Here is a 24,094-nt window from a genome sequence, read left to right as displayed (position 1 = left end):
AAAGAATGTACTTAAATACTTAAACCCTTTTGCATAATCCGGATTTTGACATCAAGCACATCATCTTTAACGTGTTGCTTATACGCTTGCATATGCGGTGTCTGTAAATGAGCATTCAAATGTTCAATACTTTCCCAATGTTCCAACATCGTAATTGAATCAGGTGTTTTTGTCTGATAATCCATCCCTGATTCATGATCTACCAATAACTCATAGCCGTAACACCCATCTTCTTGCAAAACAATAGGTGTTATTTTTCTAAATGCGTTCAACACGTTTTCACGATGTTGGGCACCTGAGCGAAGCTGAATATCTGCAATAACAACCAGCATAGTTTACCCCTCAAACAATTCATCTATTAGGCAAAAACATCCATCAGATGCTGACGATATTTGTGTTCATATTGAGCTACATTGGGCATTTTTATCACATCATTCACGATGAAGGTGTCTAAACTTTTCATACCTAAAAATTGATTGGCTTTATGGAATGGCAGATATACACCGTCAACCCCGACGCCATGAAAAAATTGATCAGCATCATTAAAAGCTTCTATGGGTGCATTCCAAGTTAACGATAACATATACTTTTTATCGTGAATGAGACCACCTGAACCGTATTTTTTCGAGACATCCGAACGTGATCGACCATCACTAGCATATAAAGTTCCATGCCCTTCTGTAAAAATATCATCAATATATTTTTTTACTGTCCAAGGTGCACCCATCCACCAGCCCGGCATTTGATAAATAATGACATCCGCCCATACATATTTTTGAATTTCTTCCTGAATTTCATAGTCGCTATCTGCACGAGAAATTTTAACGCTATGACCCAGTTCGCCAAGCACAGTATTTGCTAACTCGGTCAACGTATCATTTAACTCGCCATTCGAGTGTGCAAATTGCTTGGCACCATTCACAATCAGGATATTACTCATTCATTCGCCTTTGATGATTTGTTTTCAGTGGCCAATATACTCAAATATTTTATTGCTAAAAATTCATAAATTTGCAAAATATTATTGATAAAAAATCAACAATAGAATTATGAGATCATTCAAAATCGAACCATTTTAAAAGCAAAGAAAAAGCACCATCAGGTGCTTATTCAGATCAATACAAAAAATTAAGGAATTAAGCCTTCATCACGCATGGCGATTTGTACGGATTGGCGTTCTGCCACTTTATTACGCAAGGCAATAATATTGGTATACGGCGCTAGGTCATGCCCAATACCATTCGACCAATTTGTTAACACAAATAAATAGGCATCCGCCGGACCAAAATTATCATCAACTAAATAATCGTTATCAGACTCAGCAATGGCTTTTTCAATATAGGCAAGTAGACGGTCAATTTCTGCATAAGCTTTTTCTTTCGCTTCATCCGACAATGATGTACCGAAAAATACCGCATAAGCATCATGTAATTCAGAGTTCAAGTAACCCAGCCATTCAAGAACTTTGGCACGCCCTAAACCTGATGGCGGAATTAAATCTTGTTTGGGATCATGTTGTGCAAGAAACGGTAAAATTGCCACATTTTCAGTCAGAATCAAGCCTGGATTAATTTCTAAAGCTGGAACATAGCCCTTGGGATTAATTGCGTAATAATCAGCACCTTTTTCTGTTTTATGGGTTTTTAAATTTACACGCTCTAAATCAAAATCGACATTAATTTCATTTAAAATAATATGTGATGCTAGTGAACACGCGCCAGGGGCGTAATAAAGCTTCATATCTGATCCTTGTTATTTAACTATTAACTGTTTTAAATCTCTTCTAACAAACTTTCAAGTGATCGTACCTGTAAATTGCAAAAAAGCATCAATGCGTAAAAAACCTTTACCTTTAGAATATTGTCCAAAATGCAGTATTTATCAAGTCAATCTGCTGTGCTTTTTTCTATAAAACTGTTTTAACATACCCAGCTTTAAAGTTTGATGAAAATTAACGTTGTGATTAGCCTTAAAAAAGAAGAATGGTTTTCCAATATCCGCACCGATGTATTAGCAGGCTTGGTCGTGGGTTTAGCCCTCATCCCCGAGTCAATTGCCTTTTCAGCTATTGCAGGTGTCGATCCGCAAGTCGGTCTATATGCGTCATTTTGTATAGCCGTCACCATTGCTTTCTTTGGCGGCCGCACTGCCATGATTTCTGCTGCCACAGGTGCCATGGCTTTGCTGATGATTACTTTAGTCAAAGACCATGGCTTGCAGTATTTACTCGCAGCAACGATTTTGACCGGTATTATTCAAGTAATTGCAGGCTATTTTAAAGTCGCCAAATTAATGCGTTTTGTATCGCAGTCCGTGGTCTATGGTTTTTTAAATGCATTAGCGATTTTAATTTTTGTGGCTCAGCTTCCTGAAATGGGCAAGATGAATGGCTTAGGCTATTTATTTATGGCAATTGGTCTGGCGATTATTTATCTGTTTCCTCATCTACCTAAAATTGGTAAAGCGATTCCCTCACCTTTAATTTGCATTGTGGTTCTTAGTCTTTTAGCCATACTACTTGGTGGAGATATGCGTACCGTCAGTGATTTGGGGCAGTTTCCAGACACTTTACCCATTTTCTTAATTCCTGAAATTCCACTGAACTTAGAAACTTTAGCCATTATTTTTCCCTACTCCATTACTTTAGCTACAGTCGGTTTATTAGAAACCATGATGACCACCACGGTGATTAATGAAGTTACGGGAACTGAAGGTGATCGACATCAAGAATGCCGTGGTCAAGGTCTTGCCAATATCGTCAGTGGTTTTATGGGCGGCATGGCTGGTTGTGCCATGATTGGTCAATCCATTATTAACGTATCTTCAGGTGCACGTACGCGTTTATCAACTTTGGTTGCAGGTGTATTTTTACTGTGTTTGGTCGTCTTTCTGAAAGACTGGCTGGCCTACATTCCTATGGCTGCTTTGGTTGCCATTATGATTATGGTGTCTTTTACGACCTTTAACTGGGATTCGGTGCGTAATTTCAAAAAACATCCTAAGCAAAGTAATATCGTGATGCTGGCTGTTGTCATTATTGTTTTAGCAACACATAACCTTGCACTGGGTGTCTTTGTCGGTGTGTTACTTTCGGCTTTATTTTTAGTCAACAAGCTCGAAAGTGAAGTAAAAGTCAGCTCTACTCTTTTAAACTCCCATACGCGCAAATATTTAATTTCAGGACAAATTTTCTTTAGCAGTTCAGACAAATTTTTCCAGTTTTTTGACTTTAAAGAAAATATCTCCAAGGTTGAGATTGATCTCACCCATGCACATATCTGGGATATTACTTCGGTCAACATGCTGAACAATGTAGTGCAGAAATTTAAAGATCAAAATATTGAAGTCGAAATTATTGGATTAAATGAGGCGAGCAGCACTTTAATTGATCGCTATAATCCGCTTTAACTTTTGATTAAAATAACAGTGAGATCATCGCTGCTAGCGTTATAAATACCAATACGCTAGTAGCTCAAAACTAAAAAAATTATAGGCAATACTATGAATACGAATCACTGGTTTATGTGGGCGATATTATCTGCCTGCTTCGCGGCCTTAACCGCCATATTTGCTAAAGTAGGTTTGCGACAGGTCGATTCTGACTTGGCCACATTAATTCGCACCGTGATTATTGTATGTGTATTAAGTTTAATGGTTTGGGGATTAGGTAAATGGCAGAATCCCTTGTTACTTTCCGGCAAAACATGGTTATTTTTAACTTTGTCGGCTTTAGCGACCGGTGCATCATGGCTGTGTTATTTTCGAGCGCTACAACTCGGTCAAGCATCACAAGTGGCACCGATTGATAAACTCAGTGTGGTTTTAGTCACCCTATTTGCTGTTCTTTTTTTAGGTGAACGACCAAGTCTTCAAGAATACTTAGGGATTATCCTCATCGCTCTTGGCGTGCTTACCATTGCATTAAAATAATCTAGATCGCTCTGCAATATCTTCTAAGCCAATATTTTTATAAAACAATAAATACTCATCACTCAATCCAGTTATTTCTTAGGCCTCAACCGCCCTTACAGCAAATAATGATGTAATAACTGCATTACCCTCCTGTCTTTGTCGCATCTTAAAAATGAAAAAGTTTGACTTGTTAGGCACAGGACTTAAAATACCGCATTCGAATTTTTTACATTTGCCAAAGTTATGTCGAACGATCAATTAGACCCGCAAGTCGTCGAGCTGGACAACTTGAATGAACATCGCGAAATTGTCACTTTTATGCGTCGTTCATCTCCGCTGAATACCTCTCAACGTACTGCGCTTGAACAATATGGTCACCTAATTTTGGAATATCCGGTGGGTGATTTACGTCAACACTTTGAACATCCAGAACGCCCTTTAACTGTTGAAATTGGTTTTGGTATGGGCCGCTCACTGGTGCTTATGGCAAAAGCCAATCCTGAACGCAACTATGTCGGTATCGAAGTGCATGTTCCCGGTATCGCACAATGTGTATATGAAGCAGGTATGGCTGGTTTAACCAACCTACGTTTACTGGATGCCGATGCCATTCAAGTGCTTCGTGAAATGCCAGACAACAGCATTAATGCAGTACAGCTTTATTTCCCTGATCCTTGGCAAAAGAAACGTCATTTCAAACGTCGTTTTGTATCGCATGACCGTATGCCATTGGTTGAGCAAAAACTGGAGATGGGTGGTACATTCCATTCCGCTACAGATTGGGTACCGTATGCTGAATGGATGCTGGATGTTTTAGATAACCGTCCAAATCTTGAAAATATGGCAGGTAAAGGCAATAGCTATCCTCGTCCTGACTGGCGTCCACAAACCAAGTTTGAACGTCGCGGGATTGAGGAAGGTCATGAAATTAATGACTTCCTGTTCAAGAAAATTAAATAACTTTAACTGATACCTTAGAAATGGCTCATCGTTGTATGGGCCATTTTCATTCTTAAGCTTTGAGTGCCATAAAACCTTGGTACGATAAAATTTGAGTAAAGCGCTCTACAGAATCGAATCCACTCAACTTCAATTGTTCAAATGTTTCCTGCTCCGAAAGCGGATAGAAATCATCATCTAAACGATCAATCATTGCCGCAGATTGCGAAGTCGTTAAGCCGTTTGCCTCACATACATGTTTCAGTATTTCCAGTTCCTGATCTGACTTGATTCGGGTCAAATCAAAAGTAATGAATAGTCCTTGATGTTTTAAACGTGAATAAATCGCTTTAAAGAACTTGGGCTTATCTGAATAATTCACAAAATGCGTGACCAGAATAGAAAGCGCCGCATCGTATGTTTGACCTGTTTTTAACTGGTCTACATCTCCCAACACAAACTCCACCCGATGCGATGCATTTAAGGAATGGATATGGTGTTTGGCTTTCTCCAGCATGGTTTCCGACAACTCTGTTGCAGTAAACGTCCAGTCAGGAAAAGATCGTAATAGATAGCCCAACTCATAGCCTGTACCACACCCCACAATCAATACATGTGCATATTCATCGGCATAGGTTTGCAATAAAGCTTTGATTTGCTGGTGTACAACATCATAGCCGGGAATTAATTTCCGAATATGCTCATCATAGCCATCAACAACATACTGGCTATTAAAATCCTTTGCCATACGCGCCTCCTTTTACAATACATTGCTTAAATTTATTTATTTCAGTTTAAGTGACTCTTTAGGATGATGCGATTGCAAAATCTGTTGACTCATCAAGTTATACACTTTTTTTAAATCTTCTCGCTGAGCATCTTGTAACATCTGTTGATGCATATTCAAGATATTTTGATCACCCCGCATCGCAGGTCCAGTCTGCATCTGTTCAGGATCATGCTGAACGGCTTTACGGGCTGTTTCTAAAATTAGTGGATAAAGCAATGAAAAATCGACCTGCTGTGCATCGACAATCTGCTTCGCCATGTCATAACAATAATTGCTAAAATTACAGGCAAACACCGCAGCCAAATGCAGGCTTAAACGCTGTGCCGATGTGTATTGATAAACGCATTTACTTAACTGATTGGCAAGCTCTGTTAATAAAACCAGATCATCTTCAGACTTGGCCTCTACAAATAATGGCGTATCTGACCATGTAATTTCCCGATCCAAGCTAAACGTTTGTAAAGGATAAAATACACCTGCACGTGCATGAACTTTTGCCAAGACTTCAAGATCCGTACTACCCGAGGTATGGATAATCAAAACATCAGGTAATTGTTGATGAACTTCGGCAATCACTGATGCAATCGCTTGATCACTTACTGCAATCACCACCAAATCAATTTCAGGATTTATTTCGGAGATATTCACCGTTGCCGTTGCACCAACTTGTGCAGCTAAAGTCTGTGCATGCGCTAAAGTACGACTATAAATTTGAATAATTTGATGATGCTGGCTTAAGGCATAGGCAAGATGATGCGCAACCCGTCCCGCCCCAATAAAACTAATACGCATAATATTTTCACGTTTTACAATTAACCACAGCATGCCAATAAAAAAAGGACGAATCAATTCGTCCTTTTGTTTAATGAGCATTTAAAAGAAATCTTATAAAAAAATCCCTATGTCATACAGGGATTTTGTTATGAAAATTATGTAAGCTATTAAAACTATACATCTACTGTTTGTTAACGCCTTGCTCATCAACATCACGAACCACACCCGTATCGGTATTTAACACTTCAAACTCAATACGGCGATTTTTAAACTGACCTTCAGGCGTTGCATTATCCGCAACAGGCTGTTCCGAACCATAACCGACAGCTTGCAACTGTGCAGGATCAACACCTTGTTTCACCAGATAATCTACAACGGCTTGTGCTCGTTTTTGCGATAATGCTTTATTTGCTGCAGCATTACCCGTTGCATCAGTATGACCCTTAACCGTTAAATGCACGTGTGATGCCCGCTTAATCAGTGCAGCTGCTTGATCTAAAATCGATTTATTGGCATCAGGAATAGTGGTACTTGCGGTATCAAAATTGATAATTTGCATGTTTAATGCTGTTGCAATATCTAATGCACGAATATTATCTGGGTTAATTTCCGCCAAGGCTTTTTCTGCATTTGTATTACCTGTACTTATTGCAGTAGTGCTATCAGTAGGTACAGAAGCAGCAGTAGTTGCTTGCGTCATCACTGTCATATTTTTAACAAGTGGCCGAATTTTAGCTGCCAATTGCTCTGCATCAGCAGGATTAGCTGTTTGAATAGAAAGTTGATCACCCATCCAAGTTAATGAGGCATTTGGAACACCTTTGACCAGTTTCAATACACTTGGAATGGCATCTTGATCAATAAATTCGGTATGGTAGCTTGCATTCGTTTCTACACCACAACCGTTGTTGTGATTAAAAATTTGTTTGATTTCTTTTTGCAGAATATCGGTATAACTCGCATTGCCAGAATATACCTGACAGGTTGTTAAATCCCCTGTCGAACCGGTATTGAGTTGCAATTTTGCTGGCTCACTGGTTGCAGTCTGTGCAGGCACACCGCTTGCTGGCTCAGTTTGTTTTTTATCTGAGCAGGCTTTAAACATTAAAGCCAGCAGTGCAGCTAAAACAATGAAAGCAATCAGCGGTAAGAGAAATTTCGATTTCTTTTTTTCCTCAACTGCTCTATACGGTTCAGCTTCGGGAGCTTGGTGCAAAGTGCGCCCAGATGCAATACCCACACCCAAAGCGCTTAAAAGTGCTGTAGCCCAATGTGGCAAAGCACTCGACACTGCTGGCCAATGTGTTTCAATAAAATGTGCAATCGCACTTGGTTCAGAAGAACCGGCTTCTGTTTCTAAAAAGCCAAGTGTGGGCGAAATTGAGCGATTTAAAGTAGATTCAATTGCACCGGTCGGGACTGTTCCAGAAACCTGTTCTAAAAATTCCTGCTTTAAATCGGGATGTGTGGCAAAGATATCAGTCAATCTCGGATTTAATTGACGCTGTAAATTTTCAATAAGTTCTGGCTTAGATTTAAAAAGTGACAGGAGGATAGGAAAAAAACTGCTTAATGCCTGACTCTTTTCGCTGAGATATTCCGTTTCACCCTCAAGGACAATCACAGATACTTTCTGCTTGAGTAAATCAATCAAATTAGTATTCATCCATTATTCCTCTTATTCTCGTTTTATTACGTGCATTTTTAGTTTATATGCTCATTTTTTAGACAGTGTAATTAATTGTATTATTTGAATACTATTATTTTTTAGCAATAAAAAAAGCCAGCCGAAGCTGACTTTTATAAATTATAAAAAAATATTAAATCAATTAAGCTACAAAAGTTTGAACCACTTTACCTACCACTTTTTGATTAATGAGCGGCGTATTTTTACCCTGTGAAAGAATTGACTCTTTTGAGACCATCCATTCAAGTTTAGGATCAACCAATGCCCAACCAGATTCTTCAGTCCAGCGATCGACCATATTCGCCACTTTTGCAGGGGCAAGGGTCACTTTTTCAACCCACTCTAAAGGCTCAAATAGTCCTTCATTGATGAGTTGAATACCAAACGCAACATAGGTATCAAAAGCCGTCATACCCGGTTGTGTTTCGGCAAATGGGGCTAATTTTGCAGAACTGCTAAGCGGTTCATGATGGGTACAAATCGCATCAATCACACCGTCTTTTATGCCTTGACGTAATAATTGCTTATCTTTTTCAGCGCGTAATGGTGGGCGTACATGTGCCAAAGAGTTAAAACCATCAGTTAAGCTTTCAGTTAAATGCAATTGATGCATCGCAACATCAGCAGTAACAGGCAGGCCTTTGTCTTTTGCAATTTTGATCAATTCAACAGAGGCACCACAAGATAACAATCCGAAATGTGCACGCACTTTAGTTGCTTCAATCATGAGCAAATATTTGGCAATCGCAACGGTTTCAGCCAATGCTGGAATCATCGGCAAGCCTTGACGTGAGGCAATAAAGCCTTCATGTGCACAGCCATCTTTGGCGATTTGATGTTCTTCTGCATAGAACACGACTGTCATACCTAAGCCAGCTGCATATTCAAGGGTACGAATGACCACATCATCATCAGCAAACGGTGCATTGGCATTCGAAACAGCAGTACAACCGCCTTTTTTCAAGCCCGCCATATTTGCAGGTTGTTTGCCTTGCAAGCCCTGAGTTTGTGCACCAATCACTTGTAGATAAATGCCGCCATCCAGCATGGCTTTTTCAACCAGGCCATGAATCAGCGCACCATTGTCTTGTACGATGGGTTTTGAATCTGGCGGCGTAAAGACATGCAAAATGCCATTTTCACGCGCAGCCTTTCCTTCAGATTTTAAAGTACCGTGTTGTTGCTGACCCGGCTCACGTAAACGTGCACACAAATCGACCATGGTTGGCATTAACCATTGACCTTGACCATCAATGCTTTCAGTTACTTGATCTGTTGCCGCAACCAGTTTGCCGTTTTCGATAAATACTGTTTGTACGCGATCCGTTTTTTTGATTGGGTCTAAGACACGGACATTTTCAATTTTTACAATACTCATGACTTTACCTTATCCCGCAATCGCTTCAATTAAACCTTTTTCTTGCAACTGACCTTGCATAGACAGTGCCAGTACCGCCATACGCACAGCAATACCATTGGTTACCTGATGCAAGATAACCGCTTGCGGACCATCAGCAATACTGGAATCAATTTCTACGCCACGGTTCATTGGTCCCGGATGCATCACGATGCAATCAGGTTTCGCCATCGCCAAACGTTCTTTGTTCAAACCGTACATTTTGTAGAATTCAGCTTGTGAAGCGAGTGCTGGAGAATCAATCCGTTCATTTTGAATACGTAAGGTAATAATCACGTCGCAATCTTTAATCCCGGCTTCCATGTTATTAAACAGACGAACATCTTCGCCATACTCTTCAAAGCCATAAGGCAGCAAAGTATTCGGTGCAATCACACGAATGTCTTTACAGCCTAAAGTTTGCAATGCGGCTACATCTGAACGTGCCACACGTGAATGTTTAATATCACCAATAATGGCCACACTTAAAGCTTCGAATGGCTTTTTAGTTTCACGGCGGATGGTCAACATATCCAGCATTGCTTGAGTCGGATGCGCATGGCGACCATCACCTGCGTTAATAATCGCAACATGCGGGCAAACGGTTTGTGCAATAAAATGTGCCGCACCTGAAGTTGAATGACGAACCACGAAAATATCCGCCGCCATCGCTTCAAGATTCCACAAAGTATCTCGTAATGTTTCACCTTTTGATGTACTTGAGCGTGCAATATCGATATTCAGCACATTGGCTGACAAGCGTTTTGCCGCTGCTTCAAAAGTGGTACGCGTACGTGTCGAGTTTTCAAAGAACAAATTCATGACCGTACGACCTTCTAATAGAGGCGTCGTTATCAGCTGGTTTTGATCATTAAAAAAGGAATTGGCTGTATCAAGAATTTTGGTCAGGGTTTCTTTAGAAAGACCGTCAATGGTCAAGAAATGTTTGAGATTACCCTGTTGATTGAGTTGAATCTGGCTCGGAGTATGCAATGCCGCCAAGTGCATGAGAGATTCCCGTTCAGTTAAGTTGAACTATTATACAGATATTCCCCTGTGGTTGGCAGTTGAAGTTTTCAGCATTCAGTGACTATTTACGTGTCATGTAAATTTATTAATTAAAAGTAAGTGATTAGTTTTACCAATTTATCTGGCCCGATACTTTATTGATGAGGTTCAATTTATGGGTAATTTATTAAAATCAGGCTCTAAATCAAAGCAGTATTTAGAGCCTAAAAAATTAACGCAATGCACCAATATAGTGATGTGACACTTGAGCTCTATAAATTTCTTCTTCGGTTACTTCGGTTTCATATGTTTCTGCTATTTCTTCCTTAATCTTAATTTGATTAGGTTCAGCATCGAACACCATTAAGGAACGTAGGCGCTCAGCTTGTCGCTGCAACTCGAAATCATTCGCAGATAAAGCCAGATCAATCACATATTGGGCGTAAGCTTGGTTTTGCACCAAATACATGACATCAATCACTCGTCCTGTTACACGTCTTAATCGAGCATAAATCAATGTCGCGATAGAAAAAGATTCAGAATTGCTCACAAACCCAGTCTGCATTGTGTCTTTCATTCAATACCCTCTCATCAAATCAAAAATCTTAAAACAGCGGTTATAGTCAAAATCACATGACTGATAACCAATGAAAGGCATTCTGTCAGCAAAATACATACCAGTTATGCAAGCTTAATAGATAAAAATCAAATATTTCCATATCAAGCCTAGGGTTAGCCACAATTTAAAAACTTTTCAGGACTAAAATACGTTAAAATAGTAGATTGCTTAGCTGCTTTTGGAAATTTGCATGAATTCGAAACTACGTCTTTCTACATACTGGGTCACCTGTGCAGATGGGCTTGAAACCTTACTCCAAGAAGAATTGGAAGGTTTAGGTGTTCAAAACATTGAACGCTTTCCAGGACGTTTAGTTTTCCAAGGCACGCTAGAAAATGCATACCGTATTTGTATGTGGTCACGTTTAGCCTCTCGTGTTCTCACCCCTATTCATACGCATGAATTAGAGTTCACTCATGATGCACGTGATGTGGCTGAAGAATTGTACGAAGGTGCAATGAACTTTGACTGGTCACTTGTTTTTGCAACACAAAGTACATTTGCCATTCGTTTACACGTCGAGCGCGACATTAAAGTAAATAGTCAATTTGCGACTTTACGTGTGAAAGATGGTGTGGTCGATTCCTTTATGGAAGCTGTAGGCAAACGCCCAAGCATCGACATTAAACAACCTGAAATTACCTTATATGTGCTTGCTGGTAAAACTCAGCATACTTATTGCCTGGATTTATCAGGTGATTCTTTACATAAACGCGGCTATCGTCATTTCATGACCGATGCCCCGATTAAAGAAAACCTTGCAGCCGCAATTCTGCAAAAAGCCAAATTAATCGAACGCAATCCAGACATTATTTTAGATCCAATGTGTGGTTCAGGGACATTCATCATTGAATCACTGATGATGCTCACCGATCGTGCACCTGGTTTAGTCCGTCGTTTTGGTTTTAATGGCTGGAATGGTCATGACCATGATTTATGGATGTCGATTAAAGCTGAAGCAGCTGAACGCCATCAAGCAGGATTAGAAAAACAGCTCCCTCAATTCTATGCGTATGATGCCGACTGGGAAGCTGTGAAAGCGACCAAGCAAAATATTATTGCTGCTGGCTTTGAATCAATACTTGATCAAATCAAGATTGAAGAACGTACCCTTGCAGATTGGCCTGATTTCCAAGCTGAAGGAAAAACTTCATTTATCGTCACCAACCCACCCTATGGTGAGCGTTTAGGTGAAAAAGCGTCAAACCGTGCCTTGTACTTAGGCTTGTCAGCTCTTTTACAAAAGAACTTCCCGAATCAATATGCTGCAGTAATTGCTGCACAAGTTGAACAAGCCGATGTACTTGCGTTCAACGATCCGCAAATTCTGCGTTTGATGAATGGTAAACTTCCTATTTATGTACGTTTCGGTACCATCAAACCAGTAGCTGTGAGCCAGCCATTCCTGGCGACTTGGCAACCGCAACAGTTTGAGCCGATTGAAGGTGCTGAGGACTTTACCAACCGTTTGCAAAAGAATATTCAAGCCTTGAAAAAATGGGCGGTTAAAGAAAATATCTATTGCTTACGTTTATACGATGCAGATTTACCTGACTTTAATGTCGCGGTGGATTTGTATGGTGATCGTCTGCATGTCCAAGAATATGCGCCACCAAAAACCATTGATCCTGAAAAAGCAAAAAAACGCTTTAATCTTGCTTTAGCTTCTATTCGTGCCGTGACCGGTTTAGGTCGTGATGCGATCTTTATCAAGACCCGTGCCCGTCAGGAAGGTAAAACTCAGTACGAAAAACAAAGTACGGCTTCTAAACGCTTTATCGTGCAAGAAGGCAAAGCTAAAATTTTAGTCAATTTAACTGACTATCTCGATACTGGTTTGTTCCTCGATCATCGTCAAATGCGTTTACGCATTGCGGCTGAAGCAAAAGGAAAACACTTCTTGAACTTGTACAGCTATACCTCTACTGCAAGTTTACATGCAGCTTTAGGTGGTGCAGCAAGTACAACAAGTGTCGATTTATCCAATACCTATTTAAATTGGTCTAAAGAAAACTTTGTACTCAATGGTTTGACGGTTGATCATGCGGATGAACAGCATCAGTTCTTCTCTAGTGACTGTTTTGAATGGTTAAAAGAAGGTCATGAACAATATGATCTGATCTTCATTGACCCACCAACATTCTCAAATTCGAAAAAATTCTACGGTACTTTTGACGTACAACGTGACCACAATTCATTGCTTAAACGTGCCATGAACCGTTTAACCACCGAAGGCACCTTGTACTTCTCGAATAACTATCGTGGTTTCGAAATGGATGAAGAAGTTCAAGCCATGTTTGATGTGCAAGAAATTACCAGTGAAACCATTGGCCCAGACTTCAAACGCAATACCAGAATCCATAAAGCATGGAAAATTAAACATCATCCAATTTAATGATGCTTTGCTTTAAATAATACAAATTGAGATGAAACGATTTATCGTTTCATCTCAATGCTAATACCATCGTAATAATTCATTCGCAAATTATCCGATTGGTTCACTGTGTCAAAGAAGCGAATGTTTGAATCAGTACTGGCTTGCCTTTCATTCAACATCAATTGTTCAGCCGCCTTTTTCTTCTGCATCTGATAATCGGATAATGCCGTTTCGTCAATATTCTGCTTTTGAATCCCCTGATTGTTCTGATCACTTAACGCTTTACTTTCTTTTTTCTGCTGCTCAATCGGTTGCGCCATACTATTTTGAGCACGCTGAATACTCTCAGCATCAAGATGTTTGGAATCACTCGTTTGTTCTGACAATTTTTGATCTGTTAGAGGAACTTCTGCATAACACCATGGACTTATTATTAGCAGCATATTCATTGCAACTAATTTTTTTCGAGACTGTCGATAAAAGCTTTTTTTATTATTCATCTTCATGATGGAGTTTCCTTTTTATTATTCATCATGAACGCTAGCAATTTTTATATATAACAACAATGTGCTTTCGGTATTTCCCGATATTTTGCAATTAAAAAAGACTGCACATCTGGCAGCCTTTTTTAAGCTCAGGTCTTAATTTAAAAATTTCTTTTCGCCATATTTATATTCGATTCCTATCTTTAACACATCACCATCTCGTTTGGCTTGCATTGCTTGCTGCATGCCATTAAGCATTTGTTCAAGTTCTTGATCAGACAGTGTTTTACCGCCTTGCTGTAAATAATTACTCATCAGGGTTTTCATGATTTGTTTATCATATTCAACATTCGCCTGATACTCGACTAAACTGGGTGCCATTTTAACCAAGCTAGCAAATGAAGATTGATGACCGGGCATCACCTTGCCACTCAAGCTTGCTTTAGCATACCCTTCACCCAAATTAATCTGATTATTTTGCGATTCAAAAGTAAAACCTTCATTCACAATGGATAAAAGACTATTAGCCAATTCTTGAGACAACTCTTCTTTAGCTACACAGACTTCACTATTTTTTTCCAGCAAATCAAAAAAATCCTGCACTTTTTGCTTATTCAGTGCTTTCAGATTAAAGTTCATTTGCAACTTTTGAAAAGTCGGGATTTTATGCATGACCACTTCTTTAATATTCAGTTGAGTATCAAAATTTACTGTTTGTTTATCAATACCCGTATTCATAACCAAAACAAAATCTTTAAATTCACCACTGCCAAATTGCTGTACATCTCGATCGGTACGTTTAATCGAAGCAATATTCAATTGGGTTTTCCCTTTATCAAAGGTAGAATTTAAGCCTTGGGTCGTTTCAAACTCTACTTCTTGCATCTGTACATGACCCAATTTATCGCTAACGGTCATATTGGGTATTTGAAGTTTCGCATTAAGTATCTCTAATTGATTCCCTTTTGATTTTGCATCCATTTTAAACGTCATTGAATCAATTCGGGTTTGTATATCCGCATCATTTTTCTCAAAAACTGGTGTCGTTAATGATGAATGCACCACACCTAACCAATCGATCCTGGTTTGAGCAGTTAAAGGCTGTTTGAGTATTTTTTGAAAAACTTCATTGCCTTGCTGTAAATTAATTTTCGATTCAATATGATAACCATTCCAACTGCGTTTAATTTCATCCGTGCCTGTGAGAATCAAAACATCTTTAGGTTTACACGGATCAAATGACAATTGAGCGGTCCAGTCTGCAGAACCCTGCATTGCTCCCATATTAAAATTTTTATATTGAATCGAAACCAAATTGGTTTTTTGATTTTGCTGATAATATGAATTTAAACTTTTATCTGCATACAAATTTCCCCCAATAGCAGCCGTTGCCAATACAACAAAACCACCTAAACCCCATATTATTTTTGACATCCCATGTCTCATTTCTTGCTTATTTTGCAACCAAGTATAAGTTAAAAATGAAAATTAATATAATTTTTTCAAACAACTGTCTACTCCCAATCACATTGCATGATTGGGTCATACCAAATACTAATTAAATACGTCCCACTTCAAAATAACTAATTTTATTACGATCAAAGGTGGTATAGGGATTACCTTTAAAACTATGGAAATAATGCTTGGCTTGAATCACATGAGACGTAGTATTGCTCATCCAATGAATACGTGGATCATTATTTGCCAAGGTAATACAAAAGGCTTGTTTACGACGCAATTTAGTCTGTTGCTTAGCATGGAAAATCAGACTGGCAAAAACCTCTTGTTGCTCGGGATGACATAAAGCACTATGAATCATCAAATATTCAAAGGCATCATTTTTTTTCGGTAACGACAAAACACCTCGAATGCCAGCATAGAGATTATAAAAAGGCTTAATGACTTTTAAGGGCAAAGAGTAATCGACAACACGGGTTTGTTTAAAAGATTTTTGATTCCACAAACCATACAAACCGACAATTTGATTATTCTGGTCATACATGAGATAAAAATCATTGATGTTCATGCCCAACCAAAAGGGATGATTGGATTCCGCCAAACCTGAAAAATCATAATTCGGTAAAAAATTATAATGCTGTTTCATCGTCAAGATAAATGTATTGGCTTCGCTTATATGGCTCGCATTCATTTGCTGAAAACGATATTGTTTAAATTGTGCTGGTTTTTTCGCTTGTGACACCGTAAAGGTACGAATATCGTCATAATGAAACGGTTTGGGAAAGCCTTTACGCTCATTGTGCAAAATATTGCATGCGACGGTGTTATCTTCTAAAACCACACTTTCAAAAATAGTATCCAATGGAATTTCGTCATAGACATAGTCCATCAGTAGACGTAGGACTTTATTACCGCGGTGCATCGGATGCATGCGCAAATCCGCAACATAACGTAATAGGTCTGCTTGACGATTGATAAAACAATAGCGCCAACCTAGATTCATCATACCCACTACTTGTGCCGGATTTTCTTCCAGTACCACCAACTTGATATCTGGACGATTATACTGGGCATGACTGGCACTGAGATAACTTGGATAACGCTCAAAAGCCCAAGTCATACCATTGCTTGGCATGGTTTCCGCAATCAATTGCACCAGTTGTTCATCATCTGCTGCAGTGGCGGAACGCACCAGAAAATTCGGTTCATTTTTCGATCGATAAATTTGGTTATCATTGTCATCTTGTGCATACAATACGTTTAAGCTCATATAGTTTTACTCAAATATACTTAAATTATTTTTGTTTTCATTTTTTTCAAAGGTTCAGGTTTAATATTCCCTTCGATCATTCCATTATGCATTGCTAAGGTTTTATAGTAATGCCAAGCATCATCTACATGCTTCACCTCAGGTTCATCTAACTGACCTAAATTTCGTGCCAATTCATAATGAAAATTTTCTTTTAACAATTCATCTAATTCTGCTGCTGAAGGTTGCTTCGATAAATCACCTTCACTTAATAAAATATAGTGAGGCTTTTTAATCTCACAAAACTCAATCCCTAACAAACTTACCGGAACATAATCCTCATGCTGGAATGTCGCTAATACTTTTTGTGCGGTTATTTGATCAATTTTTTCCCCCACCAAATCGACCGTCATTTTTCTCCCTAAAAACAAAAAGCATGGGACTTTCTCATAAAAACCAGTCACTTCAAGTTCATCATCAATCACATACCTAATCAATCCAGAACCTGTAGTAATAACAGGACTCACAATATCACCTGCTTTAAGCCCCCATGAAGGTACGGTTTGACCACTTTCTAAATTCAAAAATTCGTAAAAGTGTGACTGATAACTGAGCGGATAACGATTATTGAAAGGAATCGTGACTACGCCTTCCGTTGCCCATAAGCCTTTTCCCTCAAAAGCAACATTCGCTACACGATCTTGTAAATTTTTGGCCCAGCGTTCAGCACTTGCTGTATCCCAACTGGAAATCAATGTCAATTTAGACCAAAGGTTTTTCCATGCAGTTGGGTCTTTTAAATCTAAACGTTGTAATTTATAACTTTGCTCTGAAGATTGTGGTGCTTTTAAATAATCCAGACTGTGACGTTTCCACTGCCCCGTTCTCAGCACTTTCACAATTTCATTTTGATTCTGTTCAATCACGTCCAATAATTGCAGTGCAAAAGTCGGACTCCACACTGAAATCATGCCTAGATTTTTATCTGCAACCAAAAACACGGCGGTCGCAAACATCGCATCTTCTGCTGATTCAGCCAGGGCAATATCGGGTGGGACAGATTGAGTAATTTTACTTAAAACACGTTTTGAAACATTCAGTAATGCACTGTCATCATTGAGATTACTGTTTTCTAAAAGTTTACGTTGGCTTTCCGGCAACCATGACACCGACCAATAATGGGTTGAATTTTTTAATTGTGGATGTTCACGATATAAATTAGTCAGCCATAAACCAATAGCTTCATCTAACTCATTTAAAAAACTTGGCGTATAGGGAATAAATTTCAGTGCTTCACTTGAACCACTGGTGGGTTGAAAGCGAATAATTTTCCCTGATCCTAAACAGTTTTTGCCACTTTGGCGAGACTGTTCAATTTTTTCTTTCCAATGGCTATAATGGGTGAGTGGATATTTTTCTACAAACTGTTCATAACTCAGACTTTGCGAAGTATGCTGCTTTAAGAACAGATCCAACTTTTGACGTTGCACCCCTTCTAAATCATTCGCTTGCTGCCGATAACGTTGAAATGCTTTTCGGCAGGCGAATTCCAGTATTTGATGTGAAGCTGACAGCAGCAATCCCATAGTTACGCCACCTTAGAATCAGAATCCGAAGCAATATGTAATGGACGCTTTTGTTGCATTTGGCTTTCCACTTTACCAACACTCATATTTTTGGTCATAAAGCGGCTAATAAAGCGATATAAATCACTCCAACGTAATTCACCGATACATGGCAATTCTGTCCCTTCTACCCATGTCGGATTTTTATCTTCAAAGAATGCAATCTTGGTATTTTTCTCGCGCAATTCTTTGGTAATCGGTGCGACATCTGCTTTTAAAGGCTGATAATCTTCACCGAAATTCAGTAGGCCAGAGGATTTATCATAATATTCAGCAAAATATTGTCGGCAATAGGAATCGACATAATCTTGTAAATGCGAATTTTTTTCACCATAGTGCGGATAATAACTATAGTAATTATTTGCCAGCAACAAATAGGTTTTAAAGCCTTTAGAAATCAGGATCCAGTATACGGGCGTCAGTGGATAACGCATTTTAAAGCTGACAATATAACGGTACATGGCACGCGTTAAAGCCCGATTCCCCCAATAAGCTTGCTCAATAATCGTGTCACCGCTAAAAAAGGCATGGCGAGCTTTACCATTGACCACGAAGTCACGCTCCATCACCGTGGAGAAGCCGACGATTTGTTTGTTTTTAGGTTCGATAATAAAGAAAACACCAGTTTTTTCTAAAAAATCACGTTCAAAAATTTCATAACGGGTATTGGCATAATATTTTTGGTAAATATCATACATACGCTTGATTTCTTGTATTGTCACATTACCGGTATGTTTATACTGACTATACGGCTCCTTTCTCAATTGCCGTAAAAGCTTAAATTCCATCATAGTTTTTATCCCTTTCGCTTGCTATCCAGCGAGCATTTTTTTGTTTTTTTATAAAGCCTTGATCTACACATCCAAGTTGTAGATTCAGATGCAATAGTAGAACTATGAATTGATAAATTGCAATTAGCTTTACGTATCTAAACCATAAATACGACAAACGTACAAATTAAAAACCCAGCCGAGGCTGGGTTTTTTTATCTTTTAATTTAATCAAGTGATTAATTTAATTTCATTTTTTCAAACTCAAGATGACCATTTTCAGCTTTAATCAAAATCGTATCACCTGGTAGAAAATCCCCGCTCAAGATTTTTTGAGCCAATGAATTTTCAACTTGCTGTTGAATTGCACGTTTCAATGGTCGCGCACCGTACACAGGGTCAAAACCAGCATCAATCAATTGATCAAAGGCAGTATCATCCACAGAAAGACGCATGTCTTTTTCACTTAAACGTGAACGTAAACGATTCAACTGAATATCTGCAATACCACGAATTTGTGCTTTTTTCAGTGAATGGAACACCACCAACTCATCAATACGGTTAATGAATTCTGGACGGAAGTGTTGAGAAACAGCACTCATCACCACTGCACGGACTTCATCATCGGTTGCATTGTCACCTAATTCGCGTACATCTTGTGAACCCAAGTTAGAGGTCATGACTATAACGGTGTTTTTAAAATCGACCACACGCCCTTGAGAGTCAGTTAAACGTCCATCATCAAGAACTTGCAGCAAGATGTTAAACACATCTGGATGTGCCTTTTCCACTTCATCAAACAACACCACACTATAAGGTTTACGACGCACAGCTTCGGTTAATACGCCGCCTTCTTCATAACCCACATATCCTGGAGGTGCACCTACCAAACGACTGACAGAATGTTTCTCCATGAATTCACTCATGTCGATACGAACCATAGCATCGTCACTGTCGAACAAGAAGTTTGCCAAGGCTTTAGTCAATTCAGTTTTACCCACACCTGTTGGACCTAAGAACAAGAATGAACCACTTGGACGATTCGGATCAGATAAGCCTGCGCGTGAACGACGTACTGCATTGGATACGGCAACCACCGCTTCATCTTGTCCAACTACACGGTTATGTAAGAAATCTTCCATATGCAGCAGTTTTTCACGTTCGCCTTGCAGCATTTTCGCCACAGGAATACCGGTTGCCGCACTGACCACTTCCGCAATTTCATTCTCAGTCACTTTGGTACGGATGAGTTTTGGCTCTTCATTGCTTTCTTCAGCAACTTCTTCAGTTTCCAGTCGTTTTTGTAATTCAGGAATCACCCCATATTGCAAACGGCTGGCTTCTGCCAAGTCCCCTTCACGTTGTGCTTTTTCAAAAGCAGTACGCGCTTTATCCAATTCCACTTGTGCCTGACTTGTACCTTCAACCAATCTTTTCTCAGCGATCCATTGTTCTTCCAAATCGCTATATTCACGCTGCACTTCTTCGATTTGTTTTTCCAAGTGCGTCACTTCAGCTTTACTGACTGAATCGGCATCTTGTTTCACTGCTTCCAGTTGCATTTTCAACTGGATGAGACGACGGTCTAAACGGTCAAGTGGCTCAGGTTTTGAGTCAATTTCCATTTTGATACGAGAAGCAGCTTCATCAATCAAATCAATGGCTTTATCCGGTAATTGACGATCGGTAATATAACGATGCGACATTTTGGCAGCAGCAATAATGGCCGAATCTAAAATCTGTACACCATGATGCGTCGCATATTTCTCTTTCAAACCACGAAGAATCGCAATGGTATCTTCAACACTCGGTTCATCCACCAAGACTTTTTGGAAACGGCGTTCCAAGGCAGCATCTTTTTCGATGAATTGACGATATTCATCTAGAGTTGTTGCACCTACGCAATGCAGTTCACCACGTGCCAATGCAGGTTTCAGCATATTGCCTGCGTCCATGGCACCCTCACCCTTACCGGCACCGACAAGGGTATGCAATTCATCAATAAAGAGAATGATTTCGCCTTCATGTTTGGCCAGATCTTTAAGCACTGCTTTTAAGCGCTCTTCAAATTCGCCACGATATTTTGCACCTGCCAGCAATGAACCCAAGTCTAAAGATAAAACGCGTTTACTTTTTAGGCCTTCTGGCACTTCTCCATTGACAATCCGTTGTGCCAAACCTTCTACAATCGCAGTTTTACCTACCCCTGGTTCACCAATCAGTACTGGATTATTTTTGGTACGACGTGACAGAACTTGAATGGTGCGACGAATTTCTTCATCACGCCCAATCACGGGATCCAGTTTGCCTGACATGGCACGTTCTGTTAAATCAATGGTGTATTTATTGAGTGAATCACGTTGATCTTCATGGGTATTACTCATGACTTTTTCACCACCTCGAATATTTTCAATTGCTTTGCGTAAGCCTGCAGATGTCACGCCTACATTATTCAGTAAAGTTTTGGTTGCACCGGTTTCCGCTAAAGCGAGCAATACCCAATCGGTGGATAAAAATTCATCCCCGGCTTTTTGTGCATAGCTGTCTGCCAAATTTAAAGCACGTACCGCTTCAGGATTAAGATTAATATCTCCAGTGGGATTGGCAATGGTCGCTGCATCATTCAATGCTTGTTGTAGCTTAGTCTGAAGATCTCGTAGATTTGCCCCGGCTTGTTGTAACAAGCTGATGTTGGCAGGCTCCTGCAAGAGCACCGATAAAATGTGAATACCTTCGATAGAGGTATTGTCTTTACCCATTGCTAAAGATTGAGCATCTGATAAAGCTTGCTGCAAGCGATTTGTAAATTTTTCAAAACGCATTCTTATTTTCCTCACAACAAATTTTGTATTTGGATAATAGATGGGAATGCTTTGATATTTTTCAACACATTTTTTAAAAAAAATATTTTAAATTTCAAAGACTAAAGAAACGAAAATAAAACATAAAGCTTAATTCTAATATGGGTATGTCTTTGGCTTTTTTCAAGCTAAATTTAGTATCTTGTGTATAAAATACTATTCAAAATATATTTCATAATGATGTTTGGTTAACATAATGGATTATTCAGCATATGTGGCTGTGAAATTTTAAAACTATATATATTTGCTTTTAGTTTATATACGAATTTGATTTGATTGATCAAAGTTTTGATTTTAGTTTAAGTTGGGAAATTGAATTTGAATAAAGCAGGAAGTGATGAAATCGGTTTTTAAAATTTTGCATTAAGATTGTACTGATTATATTTTATAGAATCATTTTAAGTTTTATTGTTCATGAAAAATGGCAATTCCAAGTGAATTGCCATTAATTTTTTTATTACACAGCTTCAATAATTTCAAAATCGTGGGTAATTTCAACACCACCATCGGATAACATTTTGCTTGCTGAACAGTATTTTTCAGCAGAAAGTTCAACAGCTTTAGCCACCTGTTTTTCTTTCACAGCTTTACCCGTCACGACAAAGTGTAAATGAATTTTGGTAAACACAGCAGGAATCGTATCAGCACGATCCGCTTTTAACTGACATGTTACACTGGTCACATCTTGGCGTGATTTCTTTAAAATAGTCACAATATCAAAGGAAGCACAGCCACCAAGTCCCATTAATATCAGCTCCATGGGACGTGGACCACGGTTTTCACCACCATAGGCCTCAGCACCATCCATGACAATGTGGTGACCACTTTCTGATTTTGCTTCAAAAGCAACATTCTCTAGCCAATGTACGCTTGTTTGCATTGCAACTACCTGAAAAAAGCTATAAATTTACGAAGTACCTGTACACTAACATAAATTGAGTTGATAAGGAATTTCATCTCTTCTATGTGACAAGTTCATTTTAGGTCTGTGCGATCTATTACTTATCCATATTCGGAACCGTTAGCATGACTGCAAGCTTTTCACAACTTAGCACCGATGCACTTTCTCCTGGTCAATTACCAGAGTCAGTCAAAGCATTATTAAAACGTGCATATATTAATCGCTATCCAAAACGTACTGCAATTATCGACGCAGGCACTGAATCAAAATCACTTTATTTAATTTTAAAAGGTTCAGTATCCATTATTTTACGTGAAGATGATGACCGTGAAATTGTGGTTGCGTATTTGAATGCGGGAGATTTTTTTGGGGAAATGGGTCTCTTTGAAGCAAATCCACAACGTACTGCGGAAGTCCGTACACGTGATGTCTGTGAAATTGCTGAAATTACCTATGATAACTTCCACGAGCTAAGTAAGCAGTATCCAGATCTTAGCTATGCTGTATTTGCTCAACTTGTTCGTCGCTTAAAAAATACAACACGAAAAGTGACTGACCTGGCATTTATTGATGTATCTGGTCGTATTGCGCGTTGCTTAATCGACCTTTCTTCTCAACCAGAAGCCATGATTTTACCAAATGGCCGACAAATCCGTATCACGCGTCAAGAAATTGGCCGTATCGTCGGTTGTTCTCGTGAAATGGTGGGTCGCGTTTTAAAAACGCTTGAAGAACAAGGCATGATCGAAACAGATGGTAAAGCCATTCTTATTTTTGATGTTTCAACTGAAGATGCAAATGCAGCTGTAGATGAGATTGCAGACGCAGAATAAGTTTTTATTCTTTAGCACTCATGATAAAAGCAAATCTTAGGGTTTGCTTTTTTTTATGCATAAATTTTTACTCACCTCCTTTTGTAAATTTTATGACAACTTTAAAACTATTCATGATTTCATCTTGAGAAAAAAATCGGTTAGCCTTATGGGCTATTTTAAAATTTCATGATAAAAATTCAAGGACTAAGCGCTATGCAACTCAAACCTTTAGCCAATACAGGAATTCTGGTGCCTGAAATTTGTTTAGGCACCATGACTTTTGGTGAACAAAATACGCAAGCAGAGGCTTTTCAACAACTTGAATATGCTTTAGATCAAGGTCTGTTTTTCTGGGACACGGCTGAAATGTATCCCGTGCCACCGAAGTCTGAAACTCAAGGTGCAACCGAAACCATCCTTGTTTTTTT

Annotated in this window: 22 protein-coding genes; 6 read left to right on the top strand and 16 right to left on the bottom strand. The window is 39.0% G+C overall.

Features of this window, described 5'->3' with window-relative positions; genetic code table 11:
• Nucleotides 1-11 precede the first annotated feature (11 nt).
• The 3 genes from HLH14_RS03900 to HLH14_RS03890 all read right to left on the bottom strand — a co-directional run bounded on the left by HLH14_RS03900 (nucleotide 12) and on the right by HLH14_RS03890 (nucleotide 1,740).
• Nucleotides 12-332 (bottom strand): putative quinol monooxygenase, encoded by a 321-nt coding sequence (locus tag HLH14_RS03900; RefSeq protein WP_067723317.1) that lies wholly within the window; start codon nucleotides 330-332, stop codon nucleotides 12-14.
• Between the two features lie 26 nt (nucleotides 333-358).
• On the bottom strand, nucleotides 359-940 hold the full coding sequence (locus tag HLH14_RS03895; protein ID WP_067723316.1) for an NAD(P)H-dependent oxidoreductase: 582 nt from the start codon (nucleotides 938-940) through the stop codon (nucleotides 359-361).
• Nucleotides 941-1,128: 188 nt separating this feature from the next.
• Nucleotides 1,129-1,740: a glutathione binding-like protein gene (locus HLH14_RS03890; protein ID WP_067723314.1), complete on the bottom strand. Its 612-nt coding sequence runs from the start codon at nucleotides 1,738-1,740 to the stop codon at nucleotides 1,129-1,131.
• A 219-nt stretch (nucleotides 1,741-1,959) separates the two neighbouring features.
• On the opposite strand from HLH14_RS03890, the gene HLH14_RS03885 reads away from it, so the two are divergent.
• The 3 genes from HLH14_RS03885 to trmB all read left to right on the top strand — a co-directional run bounded on the left by HLH14_RS03885 (nucleotide 1,960) and on the right by trmB (nucleotide 4,872).
• Nucleotides 1,960-3,408 (top strand): SulP family inorganic anion transporter, encoded by a 1,449-nt coding sequence (locus HLH14_RS03885; protein WP_067723442.1) that lies wholly within the window; start codon nucleotides 1,960-1,962, stop codon nucleotides 3,406-3,408.
• A 93-nt stretch (nucleotides 3,409-3,501) separates the two neighbouring features.
• Entirely contained in the window at nucleotides 3,502-3,930 is a 429-nt protein-coding gene (locus tag HLH14_RS03880) for an EamA family transporter (RefSeq protein ID WP_067723312.1), read from the top strand.
• Nucleotides 3,931-4,155: 225 nt separating this feature from the next.
• Nucleotides 4,156-4,872 carry a tRNA (guanosine(46)-N7)-methyltransferase TrmB gene (gene trmB / locus HLH14_RS03875; RefSeq protein ID WP_067723310.1) on the top strand — a complete coding sequence of 239 codons (717 nt, stop codon included), beginning with the start codon at nucleotides 4,156-4,158 and terminating at the stop codon, nucleotides 4,870-4,872.
• 52 nt (nucleotides 4,873-4,924) lie between these two features.
• Here the strand turns inward: trmB and HLH14_RS03870 are convergent, their stop codons facing one another.
• The 6 genes from HLH14_RS03870 to HLH14_RS03845 all read right to left on the bottom strand — a co-directional run bounded on the left by HLH14_RS03870 (nucleotide 4,925) and on the right by HLH14_RS03845 (nucleotide 11,083).
• On the bottom strand, nucleotides 4,925-5,599 hold the full coding sequence (locus tag HLH14_RS03870; RefSeq protein WP_067723308.1) for a class I SAM-dependent methyltransferase: 675 nt from the start codon (nucleotides 5,597-5,599) through the stop codon (nucleotides 4,925-4,927).
• A gap of 36 nt (nucleotides 5,600-5,635) precedes the next feature.
• Entirely contained in the window at nucleotides 5,636-6,433 is a 798-nt protein-coding gene (locus HLH14_RS03865; RefSeq protein WP_067723440.1) for a Rossmann-like and DUF2520 domain-containing protein, read from the bottom strand.
• Nucleotides 6,434-6,596: 163 nt separating this feature from the next.
• Entirely contained in the window at nucleotides 6,597-8,081 is a 1,485-nt protein-coding gene (locus HLH14_RS03860) for an OmpA family protein (RefSeq protein ID WP_067723306.1), read from the bottom strand.
• 163 nt (nucleotides 8,082-8,244) lie between these two features.
• The gene (locus tag HLH14_RS03855) at nucleotides 8,245-9,480 is read right to left on the bottom strand and encodes a dihydroorotase (RefSeq protein WP_067723304.1); all 1,236 of its coding nucleotides are present in this window, start codon (nucleotides 9,478-9,480) and stop codon (nucleotides 8,245-8,247) included.
• A 9-nt stretch (nucleotides 9,481-9,489) separates the two neighbouring features.
• The gene (locus tag HLH14_RS03850; protein WP_067723302.1) at nucleotides 9,490-10,506 is read right to left on the bottom strand and encodes an aspartate carbamoyltransferase catalytic subunit; all 1,017 of its coding nucleotides are present in this window, start codon (nucleotides 10,504-10,506) and stop codon (nucleotides 9,490-9,492) included.
• 232 nt (nucleotides 10,507-10,738) lie between these two features.
• Nucleotides 10,739-11,083: a hypothetical protein gene (locus tag HLH14_RS03845; protein WP_067723300.1), complete on the bottom strand. Its 345-nt coding sequence runs from the start codon at nucleotides 11,081-11,083 to the stop codon at nucleotides 10,739-10,741.
• Between the two features lie 232 nt (nucleotides 11,084-11,315).
• Here HLH14_RS03845 and rlmKL point away from each other — a divergent pair, with 232 nt between their 5' ends.
• Nucleotides 11,316-13,520: a bifunctional 23S rRNA (guanine(2069)-N(7))-methyltransferase RlmK/23S rRNA (guanine(2445)-N(2))-methyltransferase RlmL gene (rlmKL, locus tag HLH14_RS03840; RefSeq protein ID WP_067723298.1), complete on the top strand. Its 2,205-nt coding sequence runs from the start codon at nucleotides 11,316-11,318 to the stop codon at nucleotides 13,518-13,520.
• Nucleotides 13,521-13,561: 41 nt separating this feature from the next.
• Here rlmKL and HLH14_RS03835 read toward each other — a convergent pair whose 3' ends face one another.
• From HLH14_RS03835 to HLH14_RS03805, 7 genes are all read right to left on the bottom strand, one after another.
• Nucleotides 13,562-14,008: a hypothetical protein gene (locus HLH14_RS03835; RefSeq protein ID WP_067723295.1), complete on the bottom strand. Its 447-nt coding sequence runs from the start codon at nucleotides 14,006-14,008 to the stop codon at nucleotides 13,562-13,564.
• A gap of 135 nt (nucleotides 14,009-14,143) precedes the next feature.
• Entirely contained in the window at nucleotides 14,144-15,421 is a 1,278-nt protein-coding gene (locus HLH14_RS03830) for a DUF945 family protein (protein WP_171532723.1), read from the bottom strand.
• A gap of 124 nt (nucleotides 15,422-15,545) precedes the next feature.
• Nucleotides 15,546-16,715: a GNAT family N-acetyltransferase gene (locus tag HLH14_RS03825; protein WP_067723291.1), complete on the bottom strand. Its 1,170-nt coding sequence runs from the start codon at nucleotides 16,713-16,715 to the stop codon at nucleotides 15,546-15,548.
• 20 nt (nucleotides 16,716-16,735) lie between these two features.
• Nucleotides 16,736-18,280: a GH3 family acyl-acid amido synthetase gene (locus tag HLH14_RS03820; RefSeq protein WP_067723289.1), complete on the bottom strand. Its 1,545-nt coding sequence runs from the start codon at nucleotides 18,278-18,280 to the stop codon at nucleotides 16,736-16,738.
• Between the two features lie 2 nt (nucleotides 18,281-18,282).
• Nucleotides 18,283-19,110 carry a hypothetical protein gene (locus HLH14_RS03815; RefSeq protein ID WP_067723287.1) on the bottom strand — a complete coding sequence of 276 codons (828 nt, stop codon included), beginning with the start codon at nucleotides 19,108-19,110 and terminating at the stop codon, nucleotides 18,283-18,285.
• 218 nt (nucleotides 19,111-19,328) lie between these two features.
• Entirely contained in the window at nucleotides 19,329-21,911 is a 2,583-nt protein-coding gene (clpB, locus tag HLH14_RS03810) for an ATP-dependent chaperone ClpB (protein WP_067723285.1), read from the bottom strand.
• A 496-nt stretch (nucleotides 21,912-22,407) separates the two neighbouring features.
• A complete protein-coding gene (locus HLH14_RS03805) occupies nucleotides 22,408-22,830 on the bottom strand; it encodes an OsmC family protein (RefSeq protein WP_067723283.1) in 423 nt (140 codons plus the stop codon).
• 146 nt (nucleotides 22,831-22,976) lie between these two features.
• On the opposite strand from HLH14_RS03805, the gene crp reads away from it, so the two are divergent.
• Together crp and HLH14_RS03795 are read left to right on the top strand one after the other, a co-directional pair.
• Nucleotides 22,977-23,684, top strand: a complete 708-nt coding sequence (gene crp, locus HLH14_RS03800; protein ID WP_067723281.1) for a cAMP-activated global transcriptional regulator CRP — start codon at nucleotides 22,977-22,979, stop codon at nucleotides 23,682-23,684.
• A gap of 195 nt (nucleotides 23,685-23,879) precedes the next feature.
• Nucleotides 23,880-24,094, top strand: a 215-nt coding sequence (locus HLH14_RS03795) for an aldo/keto reductase (RefSeq protein ID WP_171532722.1), incomplete at its 3' end; no start/stop codon positions are given.

Origin of the sequence: Acinetobacter terrae, assembly GCF_013004375.1 — a bacterium.
Lineage (GTDB): Bacteria > Pseudomonadota > Gammaproteobacteria > Pseudomonadales > Moraxellaceae > Acinetobacter > Acinetobacter terrae.
The sequence above is the reverse complement of the archived record's forward strand: the minus strand, read 5'-3'. Positions and strand labels throughout refer to the sequence as shown.

What these genes read in the sequence shown, in the direction of transcription:
- HLH14_RS03820 (WP_067723289.1), bottom strand. Translation starts at nt 18,280, where the DNA reads ATGGGATTGCTGCTGTCAGCTTCACATCAAATACTGGAATTCGCCTGC.
- crp (WP_067723281.1), top strand. Translation starts at nt 22,977, where the DNA reads ATGACTGCAAGCTTTTCACAACTTAGCACCGATGCACTTTCTCCTGGT.
- HLH14_RS03850 (WP_067723302.1), bottom strand. Translation starts at nt 10,506, where the DNA reads ATGCACTTGGCGGCATTGCATACTCCGAGCCAGATTCAACTCAATCAA.
- clpB (WP_067723285.1), bottom strand. Translation starts at nt 21,911, where the DNA reads ATGCGTTTTGAAAAATTTACAAATCGCTTGCAGCAAGCTTTATCAGAT.
- rlmKL (WP_067723298.1), top strand. Translation starts at nt 11,316, where the DNA reads ATGAATTCGAAACTACGTCTTTCTACATACTGGGTCACCTGTGCAGAT.
- HLH14_RS03805 (WP_067723283.1), bottom strand. Translation starts at nt 22,830, where the DNA reads ATGCAAACAAGCGTACATTGGCTAGAGAATGTTGCTTTTGAAGCAAAA.
- HLH14_RS03890 (WP_067723314.1), bottom strand. Translation starts at nt 1,740, where the DNA reads ATGAAGCTTTATTACGCCCCTGGCGCGTGTTCACTAGCATCACATATT.
- HLH14_RS03855 (WP_067723304.1), bottom strand. Translation starts at nt 9,480, where the DNA reads ATGAGTATTGTAAAAATTGAAAATGTCCGTGTCTTAGACCCAATCAAA.
- HLH14_RS03815 (WP_067723287.1), bottom strand. Translation starts at nt 19,110, where the DNA reads ATGATGGAATTTAAGCTTTTACGGCAATTGAGAAAGGAGCCGTATAGT.
- HLH14_RS03835 (WP_067723295.1), bottom strand. Translation starts at nt 14,008, where the DNA reads ATGAAGATGAATAATAAAAAAAGCTTTTATCGACAGTCTCGAAAAAAA.
- HLH14_RS03860 (WP_067723306.1), bottom strand. Translation starts at nt 8,081, where the DNA reads ATGAATACTAATTTGATTGATTTACTCAAGCAGAAAGTATCTGTGATT.
- HLH14_RS03845 (WP_067723300.1), bottom strand. Translation starts at nt 11,083, where the DNA reads ATGAAAGACACAATGCAGACTGGGTTTGTGAGCAATTCTGAATCTTTT.
- HLH14_RS03825 (WP_067723291.1), bottom strand. Translation starts at nt 16,715, where the DNA reads ATGAGCTTAAACGTATTGTATGCACAAGATGACAATGATAACCAAATT.
- HLH14_RS03865 (WP_067723440.1), bottom strand. Translation starts at nt 6,433, where the DNA reads ATGCGTATTAGTTTTATTGGGGCGGGACGGGTTGCGCATCATCTTGCC.
- HLH14_RS03900 (WP_067723317.1), bottom strand. Translation starts at nt 332, where the DNA reads ATGCTGGTTGTTATTGCAGATATTCAGCTTCGCTCAGGTGCCCAACAT.
- HLH14_RS03880 (WP_067723312.1), top strand. Translation starts at nt 3,502, where the DNA reads ATGAATACGAATCACTGGTTTATGTGGGCGATATTATCTGCCTGCTTC.
- HLH14_RS03870 (WP_067723308.1), bottom strand. Translation starts at nt 5,599, where the DNA reads ATGGCAAAGGATTTTAATAGCCAGTATGTTGTTGATGGCTATGATGAG.
- HLH14_RS03895 (WP_067723316.1), bottom strand. Translation starts at nt 940, where the DNA reads ATGAGTAATATCCTGATTGTGAATGGTGCCAAGCAATTTGCACACTCG.
- trmB (WP_067723310.1), top strand. Translation starts at nt 4,156, where the DNA reads ATGTCGAACGATCAATTAGACCCGCAAGTCGTCGAGCTGGACAACTTG.
- HLH14_RS03830 (WP_171532723.1), bottom strand. Translation starts at nt 15,421, where the DNA reads ATGTCAAAAATAATATGGGGTTTAGGTGGTTTTGTTGTATTGGCAACG.